Origin of the sequence: Actinokineospora enzanensis DSM 44649 (assembly GCF_000374445.1) — a bacterium.
GTDB lineage: Bacteria > Actinomycetota > Actinomycetes > Mycobacteriales > Pseudonocardiaceae > Actinokineospora > Actinokineospora enzanensis.
The window spans coordinates 164417-183290 of record NZ_KB894410.1 but is presented as its reverse complement, the minus strand read 5'-3'; the positions used below and the strand labels follow the sequence as shown (position 1 = coordinate 183290).

At 70.4% G+C, this 18874-nt stretch carries 19 protein-coding genes; 11 read left to right on the top strand and 8 right to left on the bottom strand.

Annotated elements, in window-relative coordinates; all coding sequences use genetic code 11:
* The first annotated feature begins 51 nt into the window (after positions 1–51).
* Complete coding sequence (locus C503_RS0112845; RefSeq protein WP_018682616.1) at positions 52–1122, top strand: DNA cytosine methyltransferase; 1071 nt, start codon at positions 52–54, stop codon at positions 1120–1122.
* A gap of 7 nt (positions 1123–1129) precedes the next feature.
* On the opposite strand, the gene C503_RS0112840 is transcribed toward C503_RS0112845, so the two are convergent.
* Positions 1130–2764: an FAD-binding oxidoreductase gene (locus tag C503_RS0112840; protein WP_245572462.1), complete on the bottom strand. Its 1635-nt coding sequence runs from the start codon at positions 2762–2764 to the stop codon at positions 1130–1132.
* A gap of 17 nt (positions 2765–2781) precedes the next feature.
* Between C503_RS0112840 and C503_RS0112835 the strand changes: the two genes are divergently transcribed.
* Complete coding sequence (locus tag C503_RS0112835) at positions 2782–3381, top strand: TetR/AcrR family transcriptional regulator (protein ID WP_084477057.1); 600 nt, start codon at positions 2782–2784, stop codon at positions 3379–3381.
* A 13-nt stretch (positions 3382–3394) separates the two neighbouring features.
* Positions 3395–4945 carry a glycerol-3-phosphate dehydrogenase/oxidase gene (locus tag C503_RS0112830; protein ID WP_018682613.1) on the top strand — a complete coding sequence of 517 codons (1551 nt, stop codon included), beginning with the start codon at positions 3395–3397 and terminating at the stop codon, positions 4943–4945.
* A gap of 1 nt (position 4946) precedes the next feature.
* On the opposite strand, the gene C503_RS0112825 is transcribed toward C503_RS0112830, so the two are convergent.
* A complete protein-coding gene (locus C503_RS0112825; protein ID WP_018682612.1) occupies positions 4947–6134 on the bottom strand; it encodes an ABC transporter permease in 1188 nt (395 codons plus the stop codon).
* Positions 6131–7048 carry an ABC transporter ATP-binding protein gene (locus C503_RS0112820; RefSeq protein WP_018682611.1) on the bottom strand — a complete coding sequence of 306 codons (918 nt, stop codon included), beginning with the start codon at positions 7046–7048 and terminating at the stop codon, positions 6131–6133. The genes C503_RS0112825 and C503_RS0112820 overlap by 4 nt, the downstream gene beginning before the upstream one ends.
* Before the next feature lie 162 nt (positions 7049–7210).
* Between C503_RS0112820 and C503_RS0112815 the strand changes: the two genes are divergently transcribed.
* The 3 genes from C503_RS0112815 to C503_RS0112805 are packed head-to-tail and all read left to right on the top strand — an operon-like array spanning position 7211 to position 9590.
* Positions 7211–7651 carry a YbaB/EbfC family nucleoid-associated protein gene (locus C503_RS0112815; protein ID WP_018682610.1) on the top strand — a complete coding sequence of 147 codons (441 nt, stop codon included), beginning with the start codon at positions 7211–7213 and terminating at the stop codon, positions 7649–7651.
* Between the two features lie 17 nt (positions 7652–7668).
* Positions 7669–7971: a type VII secretion target gene (locus C503_RS0112810; RefSeq protein WP_018682609.1), complete on the top strand. Its 303-nt coding sequence runs from the start codon at positions 7669–7671 to the stop codon at positions 7969–7971.
* Positions 7971–9590 (top strand): hypothetical protein, encoded by a 1620-nt coding sequence (locus C503_RS0112805; protein WP_018682608.1) that lies wholly within the window; start codon positions 7971–7973, stop codon positions 9588–9590. Before C503_RS0112810 ends, C503_RS0112805 begins: the two co-directional genes overlap by 1 nt.
* Positions 9591–9724: 134 nt before the next feature.
* Here C503_RS0112805 and C503_RS0112800 read toward each other — a convergent pair whose 3' ends face one another.
* Positions 9725–10012 (bottom strand): hypothetical protein, encoded by a 288-nt coding sequence (locus C503_RS0112800; RefSeq protein ID WP_156893170.1) that lies wholly within the window; start codon positions 10010–10012, stop codon positions 9725–9727.
* A gap of 70 nt (positions 10013–10082) precedes the next feature.
* Between C503_RS0112800 and C503_RS43250 the strand changes: the two genes are divergently transcribed.
* Positions 10083–10700 (top strand): hypothetical protein, encoded by a 618-nt coding sequence (locus C503_RS43250; RefSeq protein ID WP_018682606.1) that lies wholly within the window; start codon positions 10083–10085, stop codon positions 10698–10700.
* Positions 10697–11059, top strand: coding sequence for a hypothetical protein (locus C503_RS0112790; RefSeq protein WP_018682605.1), 363 nt, complete (start codon positions 10697–10699; stop codon positions 11057–11059). The genes C503_RS43250 and C503_RS0112790 overlap by 4 nt, the downstream gene beginning before the upstream one ends.
* A 10-nt stretch (positions 11060–11069) precedes the next feature.
* On the opposite strand, the gene C503_RS0112785 is transcribed toward C503_RS0112790, so the two are convergent.
* Positions 11070–11702: a hypothetical protein gene (locus C503_RS0112785; RefSeq protein WP_018682604.1), complete on the bottom strand. Its 633-nt coding sequence runs from the start codon at positions 11700–11702 to the stop codon at positions 11070–11072.
* Between the two features lie 113 nt (positions 11703–11815).
* Positions 11816–12961, bottom strand: a complete 1146-nt coding sequence (locus C503_RS0112780; RefSeq protein ID WP_018682603.1) for an acyl-CoA dehydrogenase family protein — start codon at positions 12959–12961, stop codon at positions 11816–11818.
* Positions 12962–13076: 115 nt separating this feature from the next.
* On the opposite strand from C503_RS0112780, the gene C503_RS0112775 reads away from it, so the two are divergent.
* The 3 genes from C503_RS0112775 (at position 13077) to C503_RS0112765 (ending at position 16679) form a co-directional block, all read left to right on the top strand.
* A complete protein-coding gene (locus tag C503_RS0112775; protein WP_018682602.1) occupies positions 13077–13661 on the top strand; it encodes a TetR/AcrR family transcriptional regulator in 585 nt (194 codons plus the stop codon).
* 237 nt (positions 13662–13898) lie between these two features.
* Positions 13899–15215: a citrate synthase gene (locus C503_RS0112770; RefSeq protein ID WP_018682601.1), complete on the top strand. Its 1317-nt coding sequence runs from the start codon at positions 13899–13901 to the stop codon at positions 15213–15215.
* Between the two features lie 111 nt (positions 15216–15326).
* Positions 15327–16679: a cryptochrome/photolyase family protein gene (locus C503_RS0112765; RefSeq protein ID WP_033400541.1), complete on the top strand. Its 1353-nt coding sequence runs from the start codon at positions 15327–15329 to the stop codon at positions 16677–16679.
* An 89-nt stretch (positions 16680–16768) separates the two neighbouring features.
* Here C503_RS0112765 and C503_RS0112760 read toward each other — a convergent pair whose 3' ends face one another.
* Together C503_RS0112760 and C503_RS0112755 are read right to left on the bottom strand one after the other, a co-directional pair.
* Positions 16769–17977 carry an amidohydrolase gene (locus C503_RS0112760; RefSeq protein ID WP_033400540.1) on the bottom strand — a complete coding sequence of 403 codons (1209 nt, stop codon included), beginning with the start codon at positions 17975–17977 and terminating at the stop codon, positions 16769–16771.
* Entirely contained in the window at positions 17977–18864 is an 888-nt protein-coding gene (locus C503_RS0112755; protein WP_018682598.1) for an aldose 1-epimerase family protein, read from the bottom strand. The genes C503_RS0112760 and C503_RS0112755 overlap by 1 nt, the downstream gene beginning before the upstream one ends.
* Positions 18865–18874 lie beyond the last annotated feature (10 nt).

Below are 18874 nucleotides of genomic sequence, written 5' to 3'. Positions count from 1 at the left end.
CGCGGGCGCGGGATGCGGGGGAAGGGAGGGCGGGCCGGCTAGCCTGGGTGAGTGGGGCTGGAGATGATCGACCTGTTCGCGGGTTGTGGTGGGATGACCGCCGGGTTCGTGGCTGCCGGGTATCGGCCGGTGTTGGCGGTCGAGTGGGATTTGCACGCGGCGGCTACCTATGCGGCGAACTTCGGTGCGGGGCATGTGCGGTGGGCGGACATCGCCGCGGTCGAGGTGGCGCCGCGGGCTGATGTGATCATCGGGGGGCCGCCCTGCCAGGGGTTTTCGAACCTGGGCAGTCGAGACGTCGAGGATCCGCGCAATCAGTTGTGGAAGCAGTACCTGCGGTTCGTGCGCGAGGTGAAACCGGCCGCGTTCGTGATCGAGAACGTGGATCGGTTCCTGACGTCGTCCGAGTTCGGTCTGTTGCAGGCCGAGACGCGGCGGAGCGGATTGCTCGCGGGCTACCGGCTCAGTGCCGGGCTGTTGCTCGCGGCCGACTTCGGGGTGCCGCAGCGGAGGAAGCGGGCGTTCGTGATCGGGTCACGGGTCGGGGCAATCCCCTTGCCGGGGCGGACGCACGAGCAATGGCATGGGGTTCGGTCGGTGCTTTCCGGGCTTCCGGAGCGGCCTGCACGGACCACATTGCCCACTTCGTTCGTGGAGTTCTTCGGCGAGAAGGTGCCGGGGCGGTTCAAGAGCGCGGACCTGCATCTCGGCCGCAACCCCACCCCCCTCTCCCTGGCCCGCTACCGATCGGTGCCCCCCGGCGGCGGCCGGTTCGACGTCCCCGAGCACCTCCTCCCCCGCTGCTGGCGGGAGAAGAAGACCGGCACCACCGACGTCATGGGCCGGATGCGCTGGGACGACCCGTCGCTGACCATCCGGACCGAGTTCTACAAGCCGGAAAAGGGCCGCTACCTGCACCCGCAGTGGCACCGGCCGATCACGCACCAGGAGGCGGCCCGGTTGCAGGGCTTCCCGGAGACCTTCGAGTGGTGCGGCACCAAGATCGAGATCGCCCGCCAGATCGGCAACGCCGTGCCGCCCATGCTGGCCGAGGCGATCGGCAACCACGTGCGCTCCGCATTGACCGGCGAGAGCATCGAACCCACCTGCAGGCTCTGCTAGTGGTGCACTAGATCAGCTTGCCCGGGTTCAGCACGCCGTCAGGATCCAGTTCACACTTCACCGCCCGCAACACCTCCACGCCCAATGAACCGACCTCCGCCGACAGGTACGACGCGTGGTCCACTCCGACCGCGTGGTGGTGAGTGATCGTGCCCAGCCCGACGATCGCCTCGGACGCCGCCCGCTTAGCGCGTTGCCACTGTCCGACCGGGTCCGTCAGGTCGCGCGGCACCAGTGTCGTGAAGTACAGCGACGCCCCCGTCTCGTACGAGTGCGAGATGTGGCAGGCCACGACCGGCCGCCGCCCGGCCTCGGTGAGCGAGTCGACCAGGGCCTTGCGGACGTTCTCGCGCAGTTCCGCGATCGTGGACCAGTGCGTTGCCGTCTCCAGCGTCTCCACGCACATGCCGATGTCCATCAGCGCGTCCCGCTGCCGCGGCCCGGCGAACCGACCATGCCGCCACTTCTCCCCCGCCACGGTTCCCAGCCGGACGGTCTTGCCGAGCAAGGTCACGGTCGTGCGACGGCGCGCGTACATCTCCCGCGCGCTCTGGCCCTCCCATCCGATGATCAGCAGGCACGGCTCGGCCACACCCCGCGCGCGCAGGTAGGCGCGCAGGGCCGTGATCTTCCAGCCGCCCGACAACGCGAAACCGACCTCGGTCTCCTGCGGATCGGACAGTCGCGTCACCGTTCCCAGCGCGCCGTTCTGCGCCAGGGTCCGCACGGTGTCCACACCCGCGTCGAAGCCGTCCACGATGAAGCCCTCGTAGCGGTCGACGACCGGCCGCGGCCGTACCCGCAGGGTCAGTTCGGTGATCACGCCCAGCGTGCCCTCGCTGCCGACCACCAGGTGCCGCAGGTCCGGACCGGCGGCGGAGGCAGGTGCGACGCCCACCCGCCAGTCGCCTCGGGGAGTGGCCACGCGCAGGGCGGACACCATCTCCTCGAAGCGGCCGTAGCCCGCCGATGCCTGGCCCGAGGAGCGGGTGGCCGCGAAGCCGCCGAGGGTCGCCCGTTCGTAGGACTGTGGGAAGTGTCCGAGGGTGAGCCCGTGTTCGGCCAGTCGACGCTCGGCTTCCGGGGCCGTGCTGCCCGCCTGGAACACCGCGAGCCGCGACACCGGGTCCACGGACAGCAGCCGGTCGAGCCGGTACAGGTCGAGTACGACCACCGCGGTCTTGTCGCCGCGCAGGGCCGTGACCCCACCGACGACGGACGTGCCGCCGCCGAACGGGACGATCGCGATGTCGTGTGACGCACACGCCACGACCACGTCGCGGACCTGATCCGCGTCCGCCGGGCACACCACCGCGTCGGGTACCGCCAGCTCACCGGCACCGCGCCGACCCAACAGGTCCACATAGGACATACCGCCCGCGCGGGCCAGCCGGTCGGCGCGCTCGACCAGCAGGTGTCCGGCCCCGACAATGGAGATCAGGACGGCCCGCACCTGGGCGGGCAGCTCCGACTCCGGCACGACGAGGCCGGAGTCGGGCGCGACGGGCGTGGGTGGTGCGGACAGCCCGGTTCTCGCGCTCAACCATCGGTTCGCGTGCGCGGGCAGCCCGGCGTCGATCGCGCCGGAGGGGGTCCAGCCGCCGCGAACCCGGTGGTCGAGGTGGTCCACAGGCACATACACGGAATAGAGTGTGACACATGACGTTAAAACGTCACACGGTTTCGCCCAGTCGGGTGGAGGACGACGTCCTGCTGGATGCCGCCCGCGAGTGCGTGCTCACGCACGGCGTGCGGCGCACCACGCTGACCGACGTGGCGCGCCGCGGCGGGGTCAGCCGGATGACGCTCTACCGCCGCTTCCCGGACGTGCGCAGCCTGCTGGCGACGCTGATGACCAGGGAGTTCGGCCAGCTGCTGACCCGCACGGCGCACGCGGCGGAGGGGCCGCACGCGCGGGCGCGGCTGGTCGCGGGCGCGGTGGCCGGGGTACGCGCGCTGGTCGCCGACCCGCTGCTGCGCACCGTGCTCGACCGGGACGGCGAGCTGGTGCTGCCCTACGTGGTGGAGCGGCTGGGCAGCACGCAGCACATCGCCGAGCAGTTCCTGCTGGCCCAGCTGGTCGCCGGGCACGAGGACGGCTCCATCCGGCTCGCCGACACCGCCACCCAGGCGCGGGCGCTGCTGCTGGTGGTGCAGTCGTTCGCGCTCTCGCACGGCCCGGCCACCGCGGACGTGGACGCGGCCGCGTTGCTGGACGAGCTGGCCCACCTCATCGATGCGAGTCTGACCCCACCCTGACCACGGAGACCCGATGACCCACCCCGACACCGACCTGCACGCCGAGCGCCGCGCGGCCGACCTGGCCGCGCTCACCGACGGCGAGGTCGTCGACCTGCTGGTGGTCGGCGGCGGCGTGACCGGCGCCGGGGTGGCGCTGGACGCCGCGTCCCGTGGGCTGCGGGTGGCCCTGGTGGAGGCCGAGGACCTGGCGTTCGGGACGTCCCGCTGGTCCAGCAAGCTCGTCCACGGCGGCCTGCGCTACCTGGCCAAGGGGGATGTCGGGCTGGCGCACGAGAGCGCGGTGGAGCGGGGCGTGCTGATGGGCACGACCGCGCCGCACCTGACCCGCGCGCTGCCGCAGCTGGTGCCGCTGCACCCGCCGGTGTCCACCCGCGACGCGGCGCTGACCTACGCGGGCCTGGTGGCGGGCGACGGTCTGCGGCGGGCCGCGCGCACTCCCGCCGACCTGCTCCCCCGCCCGCGCCGCGTCTCCGCGCCGGAAGCCCTCGCGCTCGCGCCGGGGTTGCGCCGGACGGGGCTGCGCGGGGGGCTGCTGTCGTTCGACGGGCAGCTGGTCGACGACGCACGCCTGGTCGTGGCGCTCGCGCGCACGGCGGCGGGGCTGGGCGCGCGGATCATCACCCGGGCCAGGGTGACGGCGGTGACCGGCCGGTCCGCGGAGGTCGTGGACGGGTTGACCGACCGCCGCGTGGAGATCCGCGCGCGGGCGGTGGTCAACGCGACGGGCGTGTGGGCGGGTGAGCTGGTGCCGTCGGTGCGGTTGCGGCCCTCGCGCGGGTCGCACCTGGTGCTGTCGGCGGCGGCGGTCGGCGGCGCGGCGACGGCGTTGACGGTGCCGGTCCCGGGCCCGTTCGGCCGGTTCGTGATCGTGCTGCCGCAGGACGACGGCCGGGTCTACGTGGGTCTGACCGACGAGCCGGTGGACGGTCCGATCCCGGCGGTCCCCGCGGTGCCGGAGTCCGATGTGGACTTCCTGCTTGACGTGGCCTCCTCGGTGCTGGAACGCCGGTTGACCGGGGCGGACGTGCTGGGCGCGTTCGCCGGGCTGCGGCCGCTGGTGGACGCGCCGGGGGTGGCGCGGCAGAGCGCGGACCTGTCCCGGCACCATGCCGTGCTGACCGCGCCGGACGGGGTGATCACGCTGGTCGGCGGCAAGCTGACCACCTATCGGGCGATGGCCGCCGACGCCGTGGACGCGGCGGTCGCGGCGGCGGGCCTGGCCGCGGGGCCGTCACGGACCCGGAGCCTCCCACTGGTCGGCGCGGCACCGCGGCGCGTTCTGTCCACTGTGGATGCTCCGGCGCGGCTGGTCGCCCGGTATGGGACGGAGGCGTCCACCGTGCACGCCCTGGGCCTGCTGGACGAACGGCTCGGCAGGCCGGTCGCGCCGGGGATGGACGTGACGGCGGCGGAGGTCGTGTGGGCCGTCCGGCACGAGGGCGCGCTGTCTCCGGAGGACGTCCTGCACCGACGGACTCGCGTGGGTCTGGTCGCGGGCGACGCAGAGGCCGCGCTGCCGGTGGTGACGGAGCTGGTCACGAAGACCTTGAACGGCCTGTGACTCAATGGCGCCGCAGCACCTCACGCAACCGCAGCCGTGCACCGGTGCGTAGAACCGCGCCCGCGTAGATCCGACCGGACAACCAGGCCAGGACGACGACAGAGGCCAATGTGAGCACTATCGCGATGACGACCTGCCACCCTGTCGCGGCCGACAGCGCCATCCGGCCGGGAGTGAGGATCGGCGCGAACGGTGGCAGTACCGACAGCACCGCCGTCGCGCTCGCGTTGGGCGCGCGCGTCAGCAGTCCGAAGCTCAGCACGAACGCCAGCACGAGAACCGACGTCACCGGCAACAACACCGATTGCGTCTCCTCCTGCCGCGACACCAACGACCCCGCCGCCGCGAACACCGACGCGTAGAACAGATAACCCAGCAGGTACCAGAGCAGCCCCCACAGCAGAGTCCCCACTGCCACGGACGGGATCGTCAGCACACCCGCGAATACCGCCAACGCCACCCCGGCGCCGCCCACCACCACCAGCTGTGCCAGTCCTACCAGGCCCAGACCGATCACCTTGCCCGCCAACAACTCCCACGGCCGGACAGTCGCCAGCAGGATCTCCACGACCCGGCTGGACTTCTCCTCCACGACCCCCTGCGCCACCAACGTCCCGTACAACAACAACGACAGATACAGCAGGGCCACGATCACCAGGGCCAACGCCAACCGCTGCTCGTGGCTCGGGTCCGGCGCCCGCAACGACCGCACGTCCACCGTCGCGTCCGCGACCGTGGCCAGCACCTGGTCCGGGTCGAGCTCCTCGACCGACGCCAGCTGCGCGCGCAGCACCTCCCGTTGCACCAACGTGTTCAGCGCACGCCGCAGGTTCTCGTCCAACGACTCGTCCACCACCACGTGCAACGCCGCCGGAGTGCCGGTGACCAGCGCGTCGAGGTCGCCATCGGTGATCGCGGACTCGCCTGCCGCCGGGTCGCGGACCGTGCTGACCCGCACCTCCAGCCCGCGCGCCAGCGCCTCCTCGGTGAGCGATCCGGCGACGGCGGTGGCCTGCCCGACCAGCCCGACCCGGGTCGCCCGTTCGGCGCCGAACAGGGTGCCCTGCATCAGCACGAAGGCGACCAGGACGGCGATCGAGACGGCGGTGCCGATGAGGAAGGAGCGGGCCCGCAGCCTGGTCCGCAGCTCCCGCCGCGCGACCAGCCAGACCGCCCGCGCGGGGCTCACGCGCCGTCTCCCACGACCTCACGGTACAGCTCGGCCAGTGACGGCCGCTGATGGGTGAAGCCGCGCACCGGGCCGGTGGCCAGGGCGGCGGCGAGTACCGGCTGGTCGTCCACGCCTGCCGCCAGCCGGAGCCGGGTTTGTCCGTTGTGGACGCCCAGGACGGTGACCCCGGGCAGCCCGTCGGCCCAGCCCGACGCGGCGGCGGGGGCCTCGACCAGCAGCGTGCTGCCCATCCCGGAGCGCAGCTCGGCGACCGTGCCACAGGCCACCAGCCTGCCCGATTGGATGATCCCGACCCGGTCGCACAGCCGTTCCACCAGGTCGAGCTGGTGGCTGGAGAACACCACCGGCACGCCCGCGCCCGCCCGTTCGCGCAGCACCGCGGACAGCAGGTCGACGGCCACCGGGTCCAGCCCGGAGAACGGCTCGTCGAGCAACAGCAGGCCGGGGTCGTGCACCAGCGCGGCAGCCAGCTGGACGCGCTGCTGGTTGCCCAGGCTCAGCCGCTGCACCTCGGTGTCACGGTGCTCGCGCAGGCCGAGCCTGCTGAGCCAGCGCTCGGCGTCGCCGTCCGCCCGGGTGACATCGAAGCCGTGCAGCTCGGCCAGGTAGACGAGGTGTTCCAGGACCCGCATCCGGGGATAGAGACCGCGCTCCTCGGGCAGGTAGCCGAAGCGGCGGCGGGCGGCGTGGTCGACCGGGGCGCCCGCCCAGCGCACCGCGCCCGCGTCGGCGGACAACACGCCGAGCGCGATCCGCAGCGCGGTGGTCTTGCCCGCGCCGTTGGCGCCGACGAAGCCGAACACCTCGCCGGGGGCGACGGTGAAGCTCACCCGGTCGCAGGCGAGCACGTCGCCGTAGCGCTTGGTGATCCCGTCGACCTCCAACACGAACCCGGCCCCTTCCCACGGCATCGCCCGCCCCCAGTATCCCCGCCGGGCCCGCGCCGGTTACCGACTGGTCGGGTGCGACCGCAAACGGTTTGCCCGATTGCTCGCCGACGCGGAACCGAACGCGGAATGCTCCGTCATACCCGGGGCGGACGATCCGGGTTGGACCTTGGGAAGGGCAGGCAGATGGACCCCGAGCAGTGGCTCGCGCAGTACGACGAGACGCTCAGAAACGCCGCGGCCAGTGCGCAGAAGGCGGACAAGGCGCTGCGGGAGGTGGGGGGCACCGCGACGTCCGCCGACGGCGAGGTCACCGTGCGGGTCAGCGCGTCGGGCGCCACCACGGGCCTGGTGCTGCGCCAGGGCGCGCGCGACCACGAACCCGAGCAGCTCGCCCGGCTCATCCTGGAGGTCACCCGGGAGGCGCAGCGGGATGCCAGTGCCCAGGTCGTGGCCACGATGGCGGAGCTGGTCGGCGACTCGCCCGCGTTGGACGTGGTGAAGGCCGCGATGCCGGAGGGCTACACCGGCGACGGCACCGACCCGGACGAAGAGCCTGTCCGCGCCGAGCGCGCGCCGCGCTCCGACGACGAGTACTTCGACAACCCCCCCGAAGTCGTGAACTAGGAACCGAGGCGGATCTCATGGGCACAGGGTTCAACGTCAACGTGGCGGAGATGCGGGTGCATGCCCGCACCGTCGCCACCTGCTCATCCCAGGTGCAGTCGGCGACGGGGTCGACGCAGTCGGTCTCCGACGCCGCCTACGGGATGATCGGCCAGTTCTTCGCCACCGCGATCCTGGCCGCCTGCGGTGACGTGCTGCAGGGCATCCAGAAGGTGGCCACCGCGATCGACGACGTCCGCAAGGGCATCGAGGAGGTCGCGAAGGACTACGAGCAGATCGACCTGGGCAACGCGAACACCTTCGGCGGGGGGAAGGCGTAGTGGCAACGGCGACAAGCACGGGCCAGTCGACCGGTCAGCAGGCCGCGACCAGCCTCAACAACGACATCCGCGGCGCCAAGGCCGCGATCGACCGGGGCGACTGGCTGGACGCGGGCCTCGGTGTCACCAACGTGGCGATGGACGTCATCAACATCGCCAACGACCCGCTCGGCGCCTGCGCGGGCGCCGGGTTCGGCTGGATCATCCAGCACATCAAGTTCATCCGCGAGCCGTTCGACAAGCTGCTCGGCGACGCGAACTCGATCATCAGCAGCGCCCAGGGCTGGGTCCGCGCGGGCACCCAGATCACCCAGACCGCGGAGAAGTACCGGGCCGCGGTGCAGAGCGAGACCTGCAACTGGCAGGGCGGCGCGGCCGACTCCTACCGCAAGGCCGCCGCCACCCAGGCCGAGGGATTGGACGCGCTGGCCCAGGTCAGCAAGGCCGTGGGCGGCGCGATCGACGGCGCGGGCAAGCTGCTGGCCGAGGTGCGCAAGGCCGTACTGGACTTCATCAACCAGTGCGTGCAGAAGGTCATCATGATCATCATCGAGGCGCTGGCCAAGGCCTGGCTGAGCTTCGGTGCCAGCATCGCCGAGGGCATCGCCAAGTCGGTGGCGCAGGCGGTGCAGACCGCGCAGAAGATCCTGGGCAAGGTGCAGAAGTTCGTCTCCTCGCTGCAGAAGATTCTGTCCACGGTCCAGAAGATCGTGAACCTGGCCAAGTCGGTGAAGCAGCTCCTGGAGACCATCGGCGGCAAGGCTCACACCTCGCCCGGTGCGACCACGACGCAGGCACCGCAGGTGAACACCGGCGGTGTGGACACTGCCGCGAACCAGCGGTACACCAACACGAACCCGCAGTCGGGGCCGACGTACACGTCGACCGCGCCGCCGTCGTTCACGGGGTATCAGCAGTCGAGCGGGAGCACCGGGGGGTACCAGCCGAACTACACGCAGGGGGCGGTGCCGTCGTACCCGGGGTACCAGCCGTCCGGCGGGAACACCGGCGGGTACCAGCCGACGTACCAGCAGGGGGCGGTGCCCTCGTACACCGGGTACCAGCAGCCCGGGGGTGGGTCGGGGCAGGCGCCGACGTACAACCAGGGCGGGGTGCCCTCGTACACGGGCTATCAGCAGCCGGTGGGCGGGTCGGGGCAGGCGCCGACGTATCAGAACCAGACGGGCCTGCCCGGACAGGTCCAGGTCCCCAGCCTCGGCCCCAGCGGCGGGCCGCCCACCCCGGGCGCCCCCGCCTCCATGGTCGACCGCGCGCGCTGGATCGGCGCGGCCGTGGAGATCCTCATCGACCACGGCGTGGACCCTTCGAAGATCAACGCCGAGCAGATCGCCCAGATCGTCGACCGCACCTCCGGCGGCAACCCGCACGCGATCGACCTGCAGGACCCCAACGCGGCGAACGGGGTGCCGCCCAAGGGGATGATGCAGCTCACCGACCCGGTGTTCCAGCAGCACCAGGTGGCGGGGCACGACAACATCTGGGAACCGGTGGACAACATGCTGGCCGGGGTCATGTACTTCCTGGCCCAGTGGGGCTCGCTGATGCACGCGCTTGAGGGTGGGCTCGGGACGGGCAGCCCGGCCATCGCCCAGCAGTAGTTCTTGCCAGCAGTGGTTCTTGACGGAAGAAGCCGCCACCGCAGTCCGGTGGCGGCTTCTTCCGTATGCCAGGCAAGGACACGCGTCGCTCAAGTGGGTGGACCCACGTACGTGGGCGGCTTTCTCGCGAACTGCTACTGCGCGACGTCCGGCAACTCCACCACGGCCTGTCGCACCGCCCCGAGCGCCTGACGGCCGACCTCGATCAACCGCTCCAGGCTCCGCTCGGTCAACGCCAGCTCGAAATCGTCGTCCGGGGATCCGAAACGCAGGTACACATCGTCTTGGCCCTGCACCGCGTGCTCACGGTGCCAGCGCGCGACCCACGAGCTGCGCACAGCGCCGCCACGGATGGCGGACCAGTTCTGGTGCGACGGAGAGATGCGGGCCGCGATGGAGACGTGGCACATGGGCAAGGTCATCCGGGCGTTCCGATGCCATCCCTGTCAACCTGTCCCTATCTCCCAGGAGATCGCCGCGGGTTGGGCCGGGTTGACACAGACCCAGCTGAGTCGGATCGAGAACGGCAAGCCGCTCGACAGCCTGACCAAGCTCACCTGGTGGGCGAACACCCTCCGGATTCCTCCGGACCTGTTGTGGTTCGCGGTGCGGCGGGTCGCAGTCGAGAATGTGGCACCTCAGGCTGGGTTCGGCGAAGATACGACCGGGCACCGGATTCCGGACGAGGGAGGCGACGACGTGGAGCGGCGAGCTGTTCTGCGGTTGTTGACCATGGCCGGGGCCGGACACAACGACGGGTGGTTGCGGTTCGACCGTTCGCGGCTACCCGAGGAACGCGGGGCCTGCTATCTGGCGTTGAACCGGCCCGAGGCCGCCGAGAAGGCGCTGGCCGGTGCACTGACCACCGGGTCGACGCGCCGACAGGCAAGTGTCGGGGTGGACCTGGCCGTGGTCGCGCTCCAGTCCGGGGACATCGCCCGGGTGGCCATGCACGCCGAGACGGTCCTCGACGTGGCTCGGGCGAGTGGGTCGGGTTTCGTCCAGCAGAAGCTGACAAGTCTGCGCGGCAGACTGCGCCCCTATCTGGGGAATCGACGGGCCAGGCAGCTGAACGAGGACATCGTGTCGGTCTGTGGAGGTGTGCGGTGATCGAGGGTGGGCAGGTCTTCCGGCGGGCGTGGATCGACGGGGTGCGCAAGCACTTCCCCGGTGAGCCCAAAGCAGGCTACGTCACCCCCTGGGCGGACACCCCCGACTGGGAGCGGGCCGCCGCGAATGCTGTCTACGAGCAGGTGCGGGCGTTCGTGGAGATCGGGGACGCGACCCGATTGACAAGAGTCCAAAAGGGACGGTTCGTCGCGCTGTGCTGGATCGCCCAGGTGTACAAGTACATCGAGGCGCCCAAAGCGTCCTATGTGGCCGATTGGGACGAGTTGCCTTCCTGGCAACAGGAGACCGACGCCGATATCTTCGAGCACATCGAAGGACTGATCACCGGCGCAGGGTGAGCCCGCCACGTCAACGGCCGAGGGCCGCGGCGTCGAGAATCTGGTTCACCGTGTCTTCCGGTTGTTGGCCGCAGGCGTAGAGCACGGCCGCCACGAAATACGGGTCGTCGGAGCGGCGGGTCTGGCCGCGTTCCTCGTAAGCACGGACGAGCAGGCTTCGCTGGTCCGGTTCCTTGAGCGCCCAGAATGTCCGGCATGGAGTGGTTCCGTCGCGCACCGGTTCGTCGGTCATCTCCGTATACAGGGCGCGGCCGCCGAAGAACAGGACCAGGACCAGGACCGCCGCGCCCGCGCCGAGGAGGATTCGCTTGGGTGGTAATGGGAATGGCCGGTCGTCGTCCGGGAATGCCGCCACGATCAGGGGCGCGCCCGCGGCCCTGGCAAGATCCGAGATGGCCGCGCGATATCCCGGGTCCCGGGTGAGCTGCTCGTCGAGCACCGTCACGAAGGCCAGCCGGTGGCGTTCGGCGGCCGGGTCGGCCTCGAACAGGTCGAACACCGCGGCTCGGCGGATCCGGCGCAACCTGCCGACCACCGCGTCCTGCAGGGTGTCCGCCGCGCGTTTTCGGGTCTCGTCCAGGCCGTTGCAGGCCAGCCTGGTCAGGATGTCGGCCACGTGCTCGGCCAGGATCGGCTTGCTCACCGGGCGCCCCCGTCCCACACATGGGCGCGGTGGGCCAAGACAAAGCTCCCCATGCGGTGATCATCGCTCGGTGGCCGCCGGATGTGAGGGGCGCGGGCGACACCCGACGGAATTCAGGCGTTGCGCAGCTGGCGGGCGATCACCATGCGCTGGATCTGGTTGGTGCCCTCGAAGATCTGCGGCACCTTCGCCTCGCGCAGGTACCGCTCCACTGGGAAGTCACGGGTGTAGCCCGCGCCGCCGAGCACCTGCACCGCGTCCGTGGTCACCTTCATGGCCGCGTCGGTGGCCACCAGCTTGGCGATCGAGGCCTGGCGCACGAACGACAGCCCGCGGTCGCGCCTGCGCGCGGCCTCCAGGTACGTGGCCCGCGCGGACTCCACGGCGGCGGCCATGTCGGCGATGAGGAACTCCAGGCCCTGGAACTCGATGATCGCCCGGCCGAACTGGTTGCGCTGCCGCGCGTAGGCGACGGCCTGGTCGAGCGCGGCCTGGGCGAGGCCGACCGCGCACGCGGCGATGCCGAGGCGGCCGGAGTTGAGCGCGGTGAGGGCGATCTTCAGGCCCTCGCCCTCGGCGCCGAGCAGCCGGTCGGCGGCCACCCGCGCGTCGTCGAAGAGCACCTGGGTGGTGGTGGACCCGGTGAGGCCCATCTTCCGCTCCGGCGGGGTGAACCCGAGGCCGGGCGTGGCCGCGTCCACCAGCAGGCAGCTGATGCCGTGGCCGCCGTCGTCGGAGGTGCGGACCATGGTGGTGTAGAAGTCGGCGTGGCCGCCGTGGGTGATCCACGCTTTGGCGCCGTTGAGCACGTACTGGTCGCCGTCGCGGCGGGCCCGGGTCGACAGGGCGGCCGCGTCGGAACCCGCGTGCGGTTCCGATAGCGCGTACGCGCCCAGCAGGTCACCGCCGAGCATGTCCGGTAGGAACCGCGCGCGTTGTTCGTCACTGCCGTGCTCCGCGAGCGCGTAGCAGGACATGGTGTGCACGGAGACACCCACGCCGATCGACATCCACGCCGCCGCGAGTTCCTCCAGCACCTGTAGGTACACCTCGTACGACAGTGCCGCGCCGCCCCACTGTTCCGGGTAGGGCAATCCGAGCAGGCCGCTGCGTCCGAGCAGTCGGAACTGTTCGCGGGGGAATCGTTCCTGCTCCTCGTACTCCGACGCGATCGGCGCCAGTTCGTCCCGGGCGATCTCGCGGGTGAGCTTGAGCAGGTCCTCGGCCTCGGTGGTGGGCAGCAGGCGCTCGGCAGGCATGTTCGGCCTCTCGGATACCAGAACCAGTACTGCGGGACGCTCCACAGTACTGTCCAGCCCGCCGACCTGTCGATACGCTGGGGAGACCGCCCGTCGACGTCCGGAGGAAACGCTGGTGACCCGCTCGGTCAGACGCACGCCGACCGCCCGGCAGAGCGCCCTGCTCGACCAGCTGCTCGCGCTGTTCCTCGCGGAGGGCTTCGCCGAGGCCACCCTGGACGACTTCGCGGCCCGGCTGCGCTGCTCGAAATCCACCCTCTACGCGCTGGCCCCGAGCAAGGAACAGCTCGCGCTCAAGGTCGTCGGCCAGTTCTTCCGGGGCGCCACCGAGCGGATCGAGAAACGCGCCGCGACCGCCACCGACGCGCGCGAGCGAATCGCCCGCTACCTGGCCGGGGCCGCCGAAGAGCTCGGCGTCGCCTCGCCCGCGTTCGTTGCCGACGTCGCCGCGCACGCCGGTACCCGGGCGGTGTACGAGCGGAATGCGAAAGCCGCGGCCGATCGAATCCGCGGATTCATACTGGAGGGTGTCGCCGACGGTCTCTTTCGGGACGTGCACGCGCCGATGGTTGCCGAGATGGCGGGCTGGCTGATCGAGGGCATTCAGTCGGGTGTGCTGGGCGCACGCGCCGAGGTGTCGGACGCGGAGGCGTTCCGGGTGCTGGCGGACCTGCTTCTCGGTGGGCTTTCCGCCGGGTGACGGGGTGGGGAATTCGGTGGGCGGGGCACACGGTCTGTGATACGTGTCCCAACAGTGCCCGACCAGGCTCGCCACGGCTGTCCGTAATGCGCGTGGAGCACTAGCGTAGGAGGCTCAGGACCCCAATGGGGCGGTGCTGCGCTGTGGCCGAGGCAGGCGAGGCCGCGATCGCACCCGACCAGGGCCGTTCCGGCTCGGCCGTCACCGCCGCCCTGCCCGAGTGTGAGAGGTACTTGCATGCCCGACGGGACCGCTGTGCCCACCGGCACCGAGCAGACCGCCGCCCTCCGCTATCCCGGCGGCGAGCACGAGATGGCGGTCGTGGCCGCCACCGACGGCACCTCAGGCGTCGACCTTGGCAAGCTGCTGGCCAAGACGGGCCTGGTCACGCTCGACCCCGGCTTCGTGAACACCGCCTCGTGCTCCTCGGCCATCACCTACATCGACGGTGACGCGGGCATCCTGCGCTACCGCGGCTACCCGATCGAGCAGCTGGCGGAGCGCTCGACCTTCCTGGAGGTCAGCTACCTGCTGATCTACGGGGAGCTGCCCGGCCAGGCCGAACTGGACGACTTCACACACAAGATCAGCAGGCACACCCTGCTGCACGAGGACCTGAAGCGCTTCTTCGACGGCTTCCCGCGCGACGCGCACCCGATGCCGGTGCTGTCCTCCGCGGTTTCCGCGCTGTCCACCTTCTACCAGGACAGCCTCAAGCCGTTCGACTCCCACCACGTGGAGATCTCCACCATCCGGCTGCTGGCGAAGCTGCCGACCATCGCGGCCTACGCGTACAAGAAGTCGGTCGGCCAGCCGTTCCTCTACCCGGACAACTCGCTCGGCCTGGTGGAGAACTTCCTGCGGATGACCTTCGGTTTCCCGGCCGAGACATACGACGTGGACCCGGCCCTGGTCAAGGCGCTGGACCTGCTGTTCATCCTGCACGCCGACCACGAGCAGAACTGCTCCACCTCGACCGTGCGGCTGGTCGGCTCGTCCGAGGCCAACCTGTTCGCCAGCGTGTCGGCGGGCATCAACGCGCTGTTCGGTCCCCTGCACGGCGGCGCGAACAGCGCGGTGCTGGAGATGCTGGAGGGCATCCGGGACTCCGGCGGCGACGTCGGCTCGTTCGTCAAAAAGGTCAAGAACAAAGAAGACGGCGTCAAGCTGATGGGCTTCGGCCACCGGGTCTACAAGAACTACGACCCGCGCGCGGCCATCATCAAGAAGACCGCGGACGAGATCCTCGGCAAGCTCGGCGGCGACGACTCGCTGCTGGACATCGCCAAGCAGCTGGAGGAGCACGCGCTCGCGGACGACTACTTCGTACAGCGCAAGCTCTACCCGAACGTGGACTTCTACACCGGCCTGATCTACCGGGCGATGGGCTTCCCGACGAAGTTCTTCACCGTGCTGTTCGCGCTGGGCAGGCTCCCGGGCTGGATCGCGCACTGGCGCGAGATGATGAACGACCCGGCCACCAAGATCGGCAGGCCGCGCCAGGTCTACATCGGGCACACCGAGCGCGAGTACAAGGCAATCACGGAGCGCTAGACCCGGCTTGTTCTCCACGCGGCGCCGTCGACCACCGACGGCGCCGCGTTTTGTTTGCCGCCCGGCAGCCCGCGCTGCGCCGACCGTACGGGATCGGTAGCGTTGCCTGCCGTGACCGACTCTCCCGCAGTGGTGTGGTTCCGCCGAGATCTCCGTACCGGCGACCACCCGGCACTGCTGGCAGCGGCCGAACAATCCCGACGCGGCTTGGCCCTTTTCGTACTCGACGACCGGTTGTTGCGGCCCTCAGGCTCACCGCGAGTGGCGTTCCTGTACCGATGCCTGCGGGACCTGGACGAGCAACTGGATGGTCGCCTACTGGTGGTGCACGGCGACCCGGTGGACGTGGTCCCCCGGATCGTGCGGGCGGTCGGAGCATCATCGGTACACGTGTCGGCGGACTACGGACCGTATGGCCGGGAACGCGACGACGCCGTGGCCGAGGCACTGGACGTGGACTTCGTCCGCACCGGCTCCCCCTACGCGGTCGCCCCCGGCCGAGTCCGCAAGGGCGACGGCACCCCGTTCAAGGTCTTCACCCCGTTCAGCCGCACCTGGGCCGACCACGGCTGGCGGCGCCCGGCGGACACTTCCGCGTCCACACTGGACTGGATTGATCCATCCGAAAAGGACGGTGGACCCCGCCGGGTCCACATCCCCGACGACCCGCACGTGGACGCGGAACTGCCTGCGGCAGGCGAAAAAGCAGCCCACTCGGCCTGGGAACGATTCCACGACGAACGCCTGGCCGACTACGACCGGGACCGCGACCGCCCAGGGGTGAACGGAACCAGCCGGATGTCCCCCTACCTGCGCTGGGGCTGCATCCACCCCCGCACACTCCTGGCAGATCTAGGGCGCGGCCAAGGCCCCCAGACCTATCGCACCGAACTGGCCTGGCGGGACTTCTACGCGGATGTCCTGTGGCATCGCCCCGACACCGCCCGCAAGAACTACAACCACCGCTTCGACGCAATGCCCCACGACAGCGGAACAACGGCCACCGACAACTTCGACGCCTGGCGCCGAGGCGCGACCGGCTACCCCATCGTGGACGCAGGCATGCGGCAGCTGCTCGCCGAGGGCTGGATGCACAACCGGGTTCGGATGATCGTGGCCAGCTTCCTGGTCAAGGACCTGCACATCCCATGGTGGTGGGGCGCTCGCCACTTCATGAAACACCTTGTCGACGGCGACCTGGCCTCGAACCAGCACGGCTGGCAGTGGACGGCAGGCTCGGGAACGGACGCGGCACCGTATTTCCGCGTGTTCAACCCGACCACCCAGGGGGAGAAGTTCGACCCCGACGGTCAGTACATTCGGCGCTATGTGCCGGAACTACGGGAGCTGACCGGCAAGAAGGTCCACCAGCCCCCGGACGTCCCCGGCTACCCGGCCCCCATCGTCGACCACGCCCACGAACGCCAGATCGCCCTGGACCACTACAACAAGATCAAGTCCTGAGCTGTCGCCCGCTTCACCTGCTTGACCGGACGCGGTGGTGCCGGGGCGGCCCTGTTCCGGGCCGTCCCGGTATCGGACACCGCCGGTGCTCAGCCCCGGTAGTACGGGTCGGCGGTCACACCGACGCCCGTGGTCTCGTCGAAGTGGTAGACGTCGCGACCGTTCACGAACACGCGCATGGCCCGGCTCATCACATCCAACGGGTCCCCGGACCACAGCACTACGTCGGCGTCCAGACCGGGTGCGAGCGCCCCCACCCGATCCCCCAACCCCAACATCTCCGCCGGGTTCACCGTGATGGACCGCAGCCCGGTCTCCGCGTCCAGCCCTTCCTTCACCGCCAACGTGACCTGATGCACCAGGAAGTTGATCGGCACCACCGGATGATCCGTAGTGATCGCGATCCGCACGCCTGCCCGCGCCAGAATCCCCGGATTGCGCAGAGTCCGCTGCCGCAACTCCACCTTCACTCGACTGGTGAACAACGGCCCGATCACCACCGGGATATCCCGCTCGGCAATCAGGTCAGCGAGCAGATGCGCCTCGGTCCCGTGATTGAGCACCAGCCGATAGCCGAACTCGTCGGCAAGACGCAACGCAGTGGCGATGTCATCCGCCCGATGCGCGTGCTGACACCACGGAATCTCCCCGTCGAGCACCCGCACCAGGGCCTCACACGTCAGATCCCGCTCGAACGGCTTCCCTTCCTCCCGGGCGAACTCCCGACGCGCCTGGTAGTCCTGCGCCTTGGTCAACGCCTCCCGGATGATCGCCGCCACGCCGAGACGGGTCGACGGCATGACCTTCTTCTCGCCGTAGACCCGCTTCGGGTTCTCCCCGAGCGCGCTCTTCATGCTGGCCGGATCCCGCAGCAGCATGTCGTCGACCGTGCGCCCCCACGCCTTCACCGCGACGGTCTGGCCACCGATCACGTTGCCCGAGCCGGGTTTCACCACGATGGTCGTGACCCCGCCCGCCAACGCGTCCCGGAAGCCCTCGTCCGCCGGGTTGATCGCGTCGAGCGCCTTGACCCTGGCCGTGTTCGGGTCGGTCATCTCGTTCGTGTCCTGGCCCGCCCAGCCCTCGGCCTCCTCGTGCACACCGAGATGGCCGTGCGCCTCGACGAAGCCGGGCAGGACCCAGGTGCCCGCCGCGTCCACCACCTCGACGTCGTCCGGAATGTCCACATCGGCCGCCGGGCCGACCGCCACGATCTTCCCGTGCTCGATCAGGACAGTCCCGCCCTCGATCGGAGGGCCGGCGACCGGCACCACGTATCCACCTGTAACCGCGATCATCACGCGCCCGACCCTAGCGGCGTGATCCCCCACGAGCCGGTCCAGCGCGTGCCCGGCGCGGCGATCAGGAGATCTGTGTCGGAATTCAGCGCGTCGGGCGGGCAGGTCATCGGTTCGACCGCGACCGCGCCGCCGTCGTGGCCGGGGAACGAGTCCGGTGTGTACACCTGGACCCAGCGGAACACCGGGTCGGCCCACACGTCGACACCCCCGCCGGGGCCGCGCAGGGTGTGCCGGACCAGTCCGTCCGGGCCGGGTTCGCAGCCGCCGAAGGCGTCGTCGAGGGTGACGTCCCGGACGAGTTGGCTGAATCGGGGCATGGGTGTCGCGGGTCCGGTCGGGACCATCAGTTTCGGGTCGAGCGGCAGGTGTGTGGTGGCGGCGAGGGTGAGCACACAGTCGTCCACATCGAGACCACCCGGCCGGGGGTAGGGGTGGGCGCCGACGCCGAACGGCATGGGCCGGTCGCCCAGGTTCTGCACGCCGTGGGTGACGGTCAGGCCGGTACTGTCGAGGGCGTAGGTCATGGTCGCGCGGAACGGGAACGGCCAGCCGGGGCGGCCGTCGATCGTGACCGCCAGGGTAACGGCGGCTTCCGCGTGTTCGACGACCTCCCAGACTTCCTTGCGCACCAATCCGTGACTGGCATTGCCTCGCGCCGGTTCGGTCACCGCCAAGTGCAGCGTCTCGCCCTCGTGCGTCCATTGCGCACCCGCGACGCGGTTCGGCCAGGGCACCAACACGGCACCGGACCCCATCGGCGCGGGCTCGCCCGCCGGGAAGCTCTCCAGGTAGGGCACACCGTCGACCTCGAACAGGCGCAGCGTGGCGCCGAGGGCGGTGACGACGGCGCGGGCCCCGCCCGCGCGAATCTCGGTCTCCTCCATGCCCCCGGAG

Coding starts and splice junctions, on each gene's coding strand:
- C503_RS0112800 (WP_156893170.1), bottom strand. CDS start 10,012: ATGACCTTGCCCATGTGCCACGTCTCCATCGCGGCCCGCATCTCTCCG.
- C503_RS0112820 (WP_018682611.1), bottom strand. CDS start 7,048: ATGCCGTGGGAAGGGGCCGGGTTCGTGTTGGAGGTCGACGGGATCACC.
- C503_RS0112815 (WP_018682610.1), top strand. CDS start 7,211: ATGGACCCCGAGCAGTGGCTCGCGCAGTACGACGAGACGCTCAGAAAC.
- C503_RS0112760 (WP_033400540.1), bottom strand. CDS start 17,977: ATGATCGCGGTTACAGGTGGATACGTGGTGCCGGTCGCCGGCCCTCCG.
- C503_RS0112770 (WP_018682601.1), top strand. CDS start 13,899: ATGCCCGACGGGACCGCTGTGCCCACCGGCACCGAGCAGACCGCCGCC.
- C503_RS0112830 (WP_018682613.1), top strand. CDS start 3,395: ATGACCCACCCCGACACCGACCTGCACGCCGAGCGCCGCGCGGCCGAC.
- C503_RS0112810 (WP_018682609.1), top strand. CDS start 7,669: ATGGGCACAGGGTTCAACGTCAACGTGGCGGAGATGCGGGTGCATGCC.
- C503_RS0112755 (WP_018682598.1), bottom strand. CDS start 18,864: ATGGAGGAGACCGAGATTCGCGCGGGCGGGGCCCGCGCCGTCGTCACC.
- C503_RS0112780 (WP_018682603.1), bottom strand. CDS start 12,961: ATGCCTGCCGAGCGCCTGCTGCCCACCACCGAGGCCGAGGACCTGCTC.
- C503_RS0112835 (WP_084477057.1), top strand. CDS start 2,782: ATGACGTTAAAACGTCACACGGTTTCGCCCAGTCGGGTGGAGGACGAC.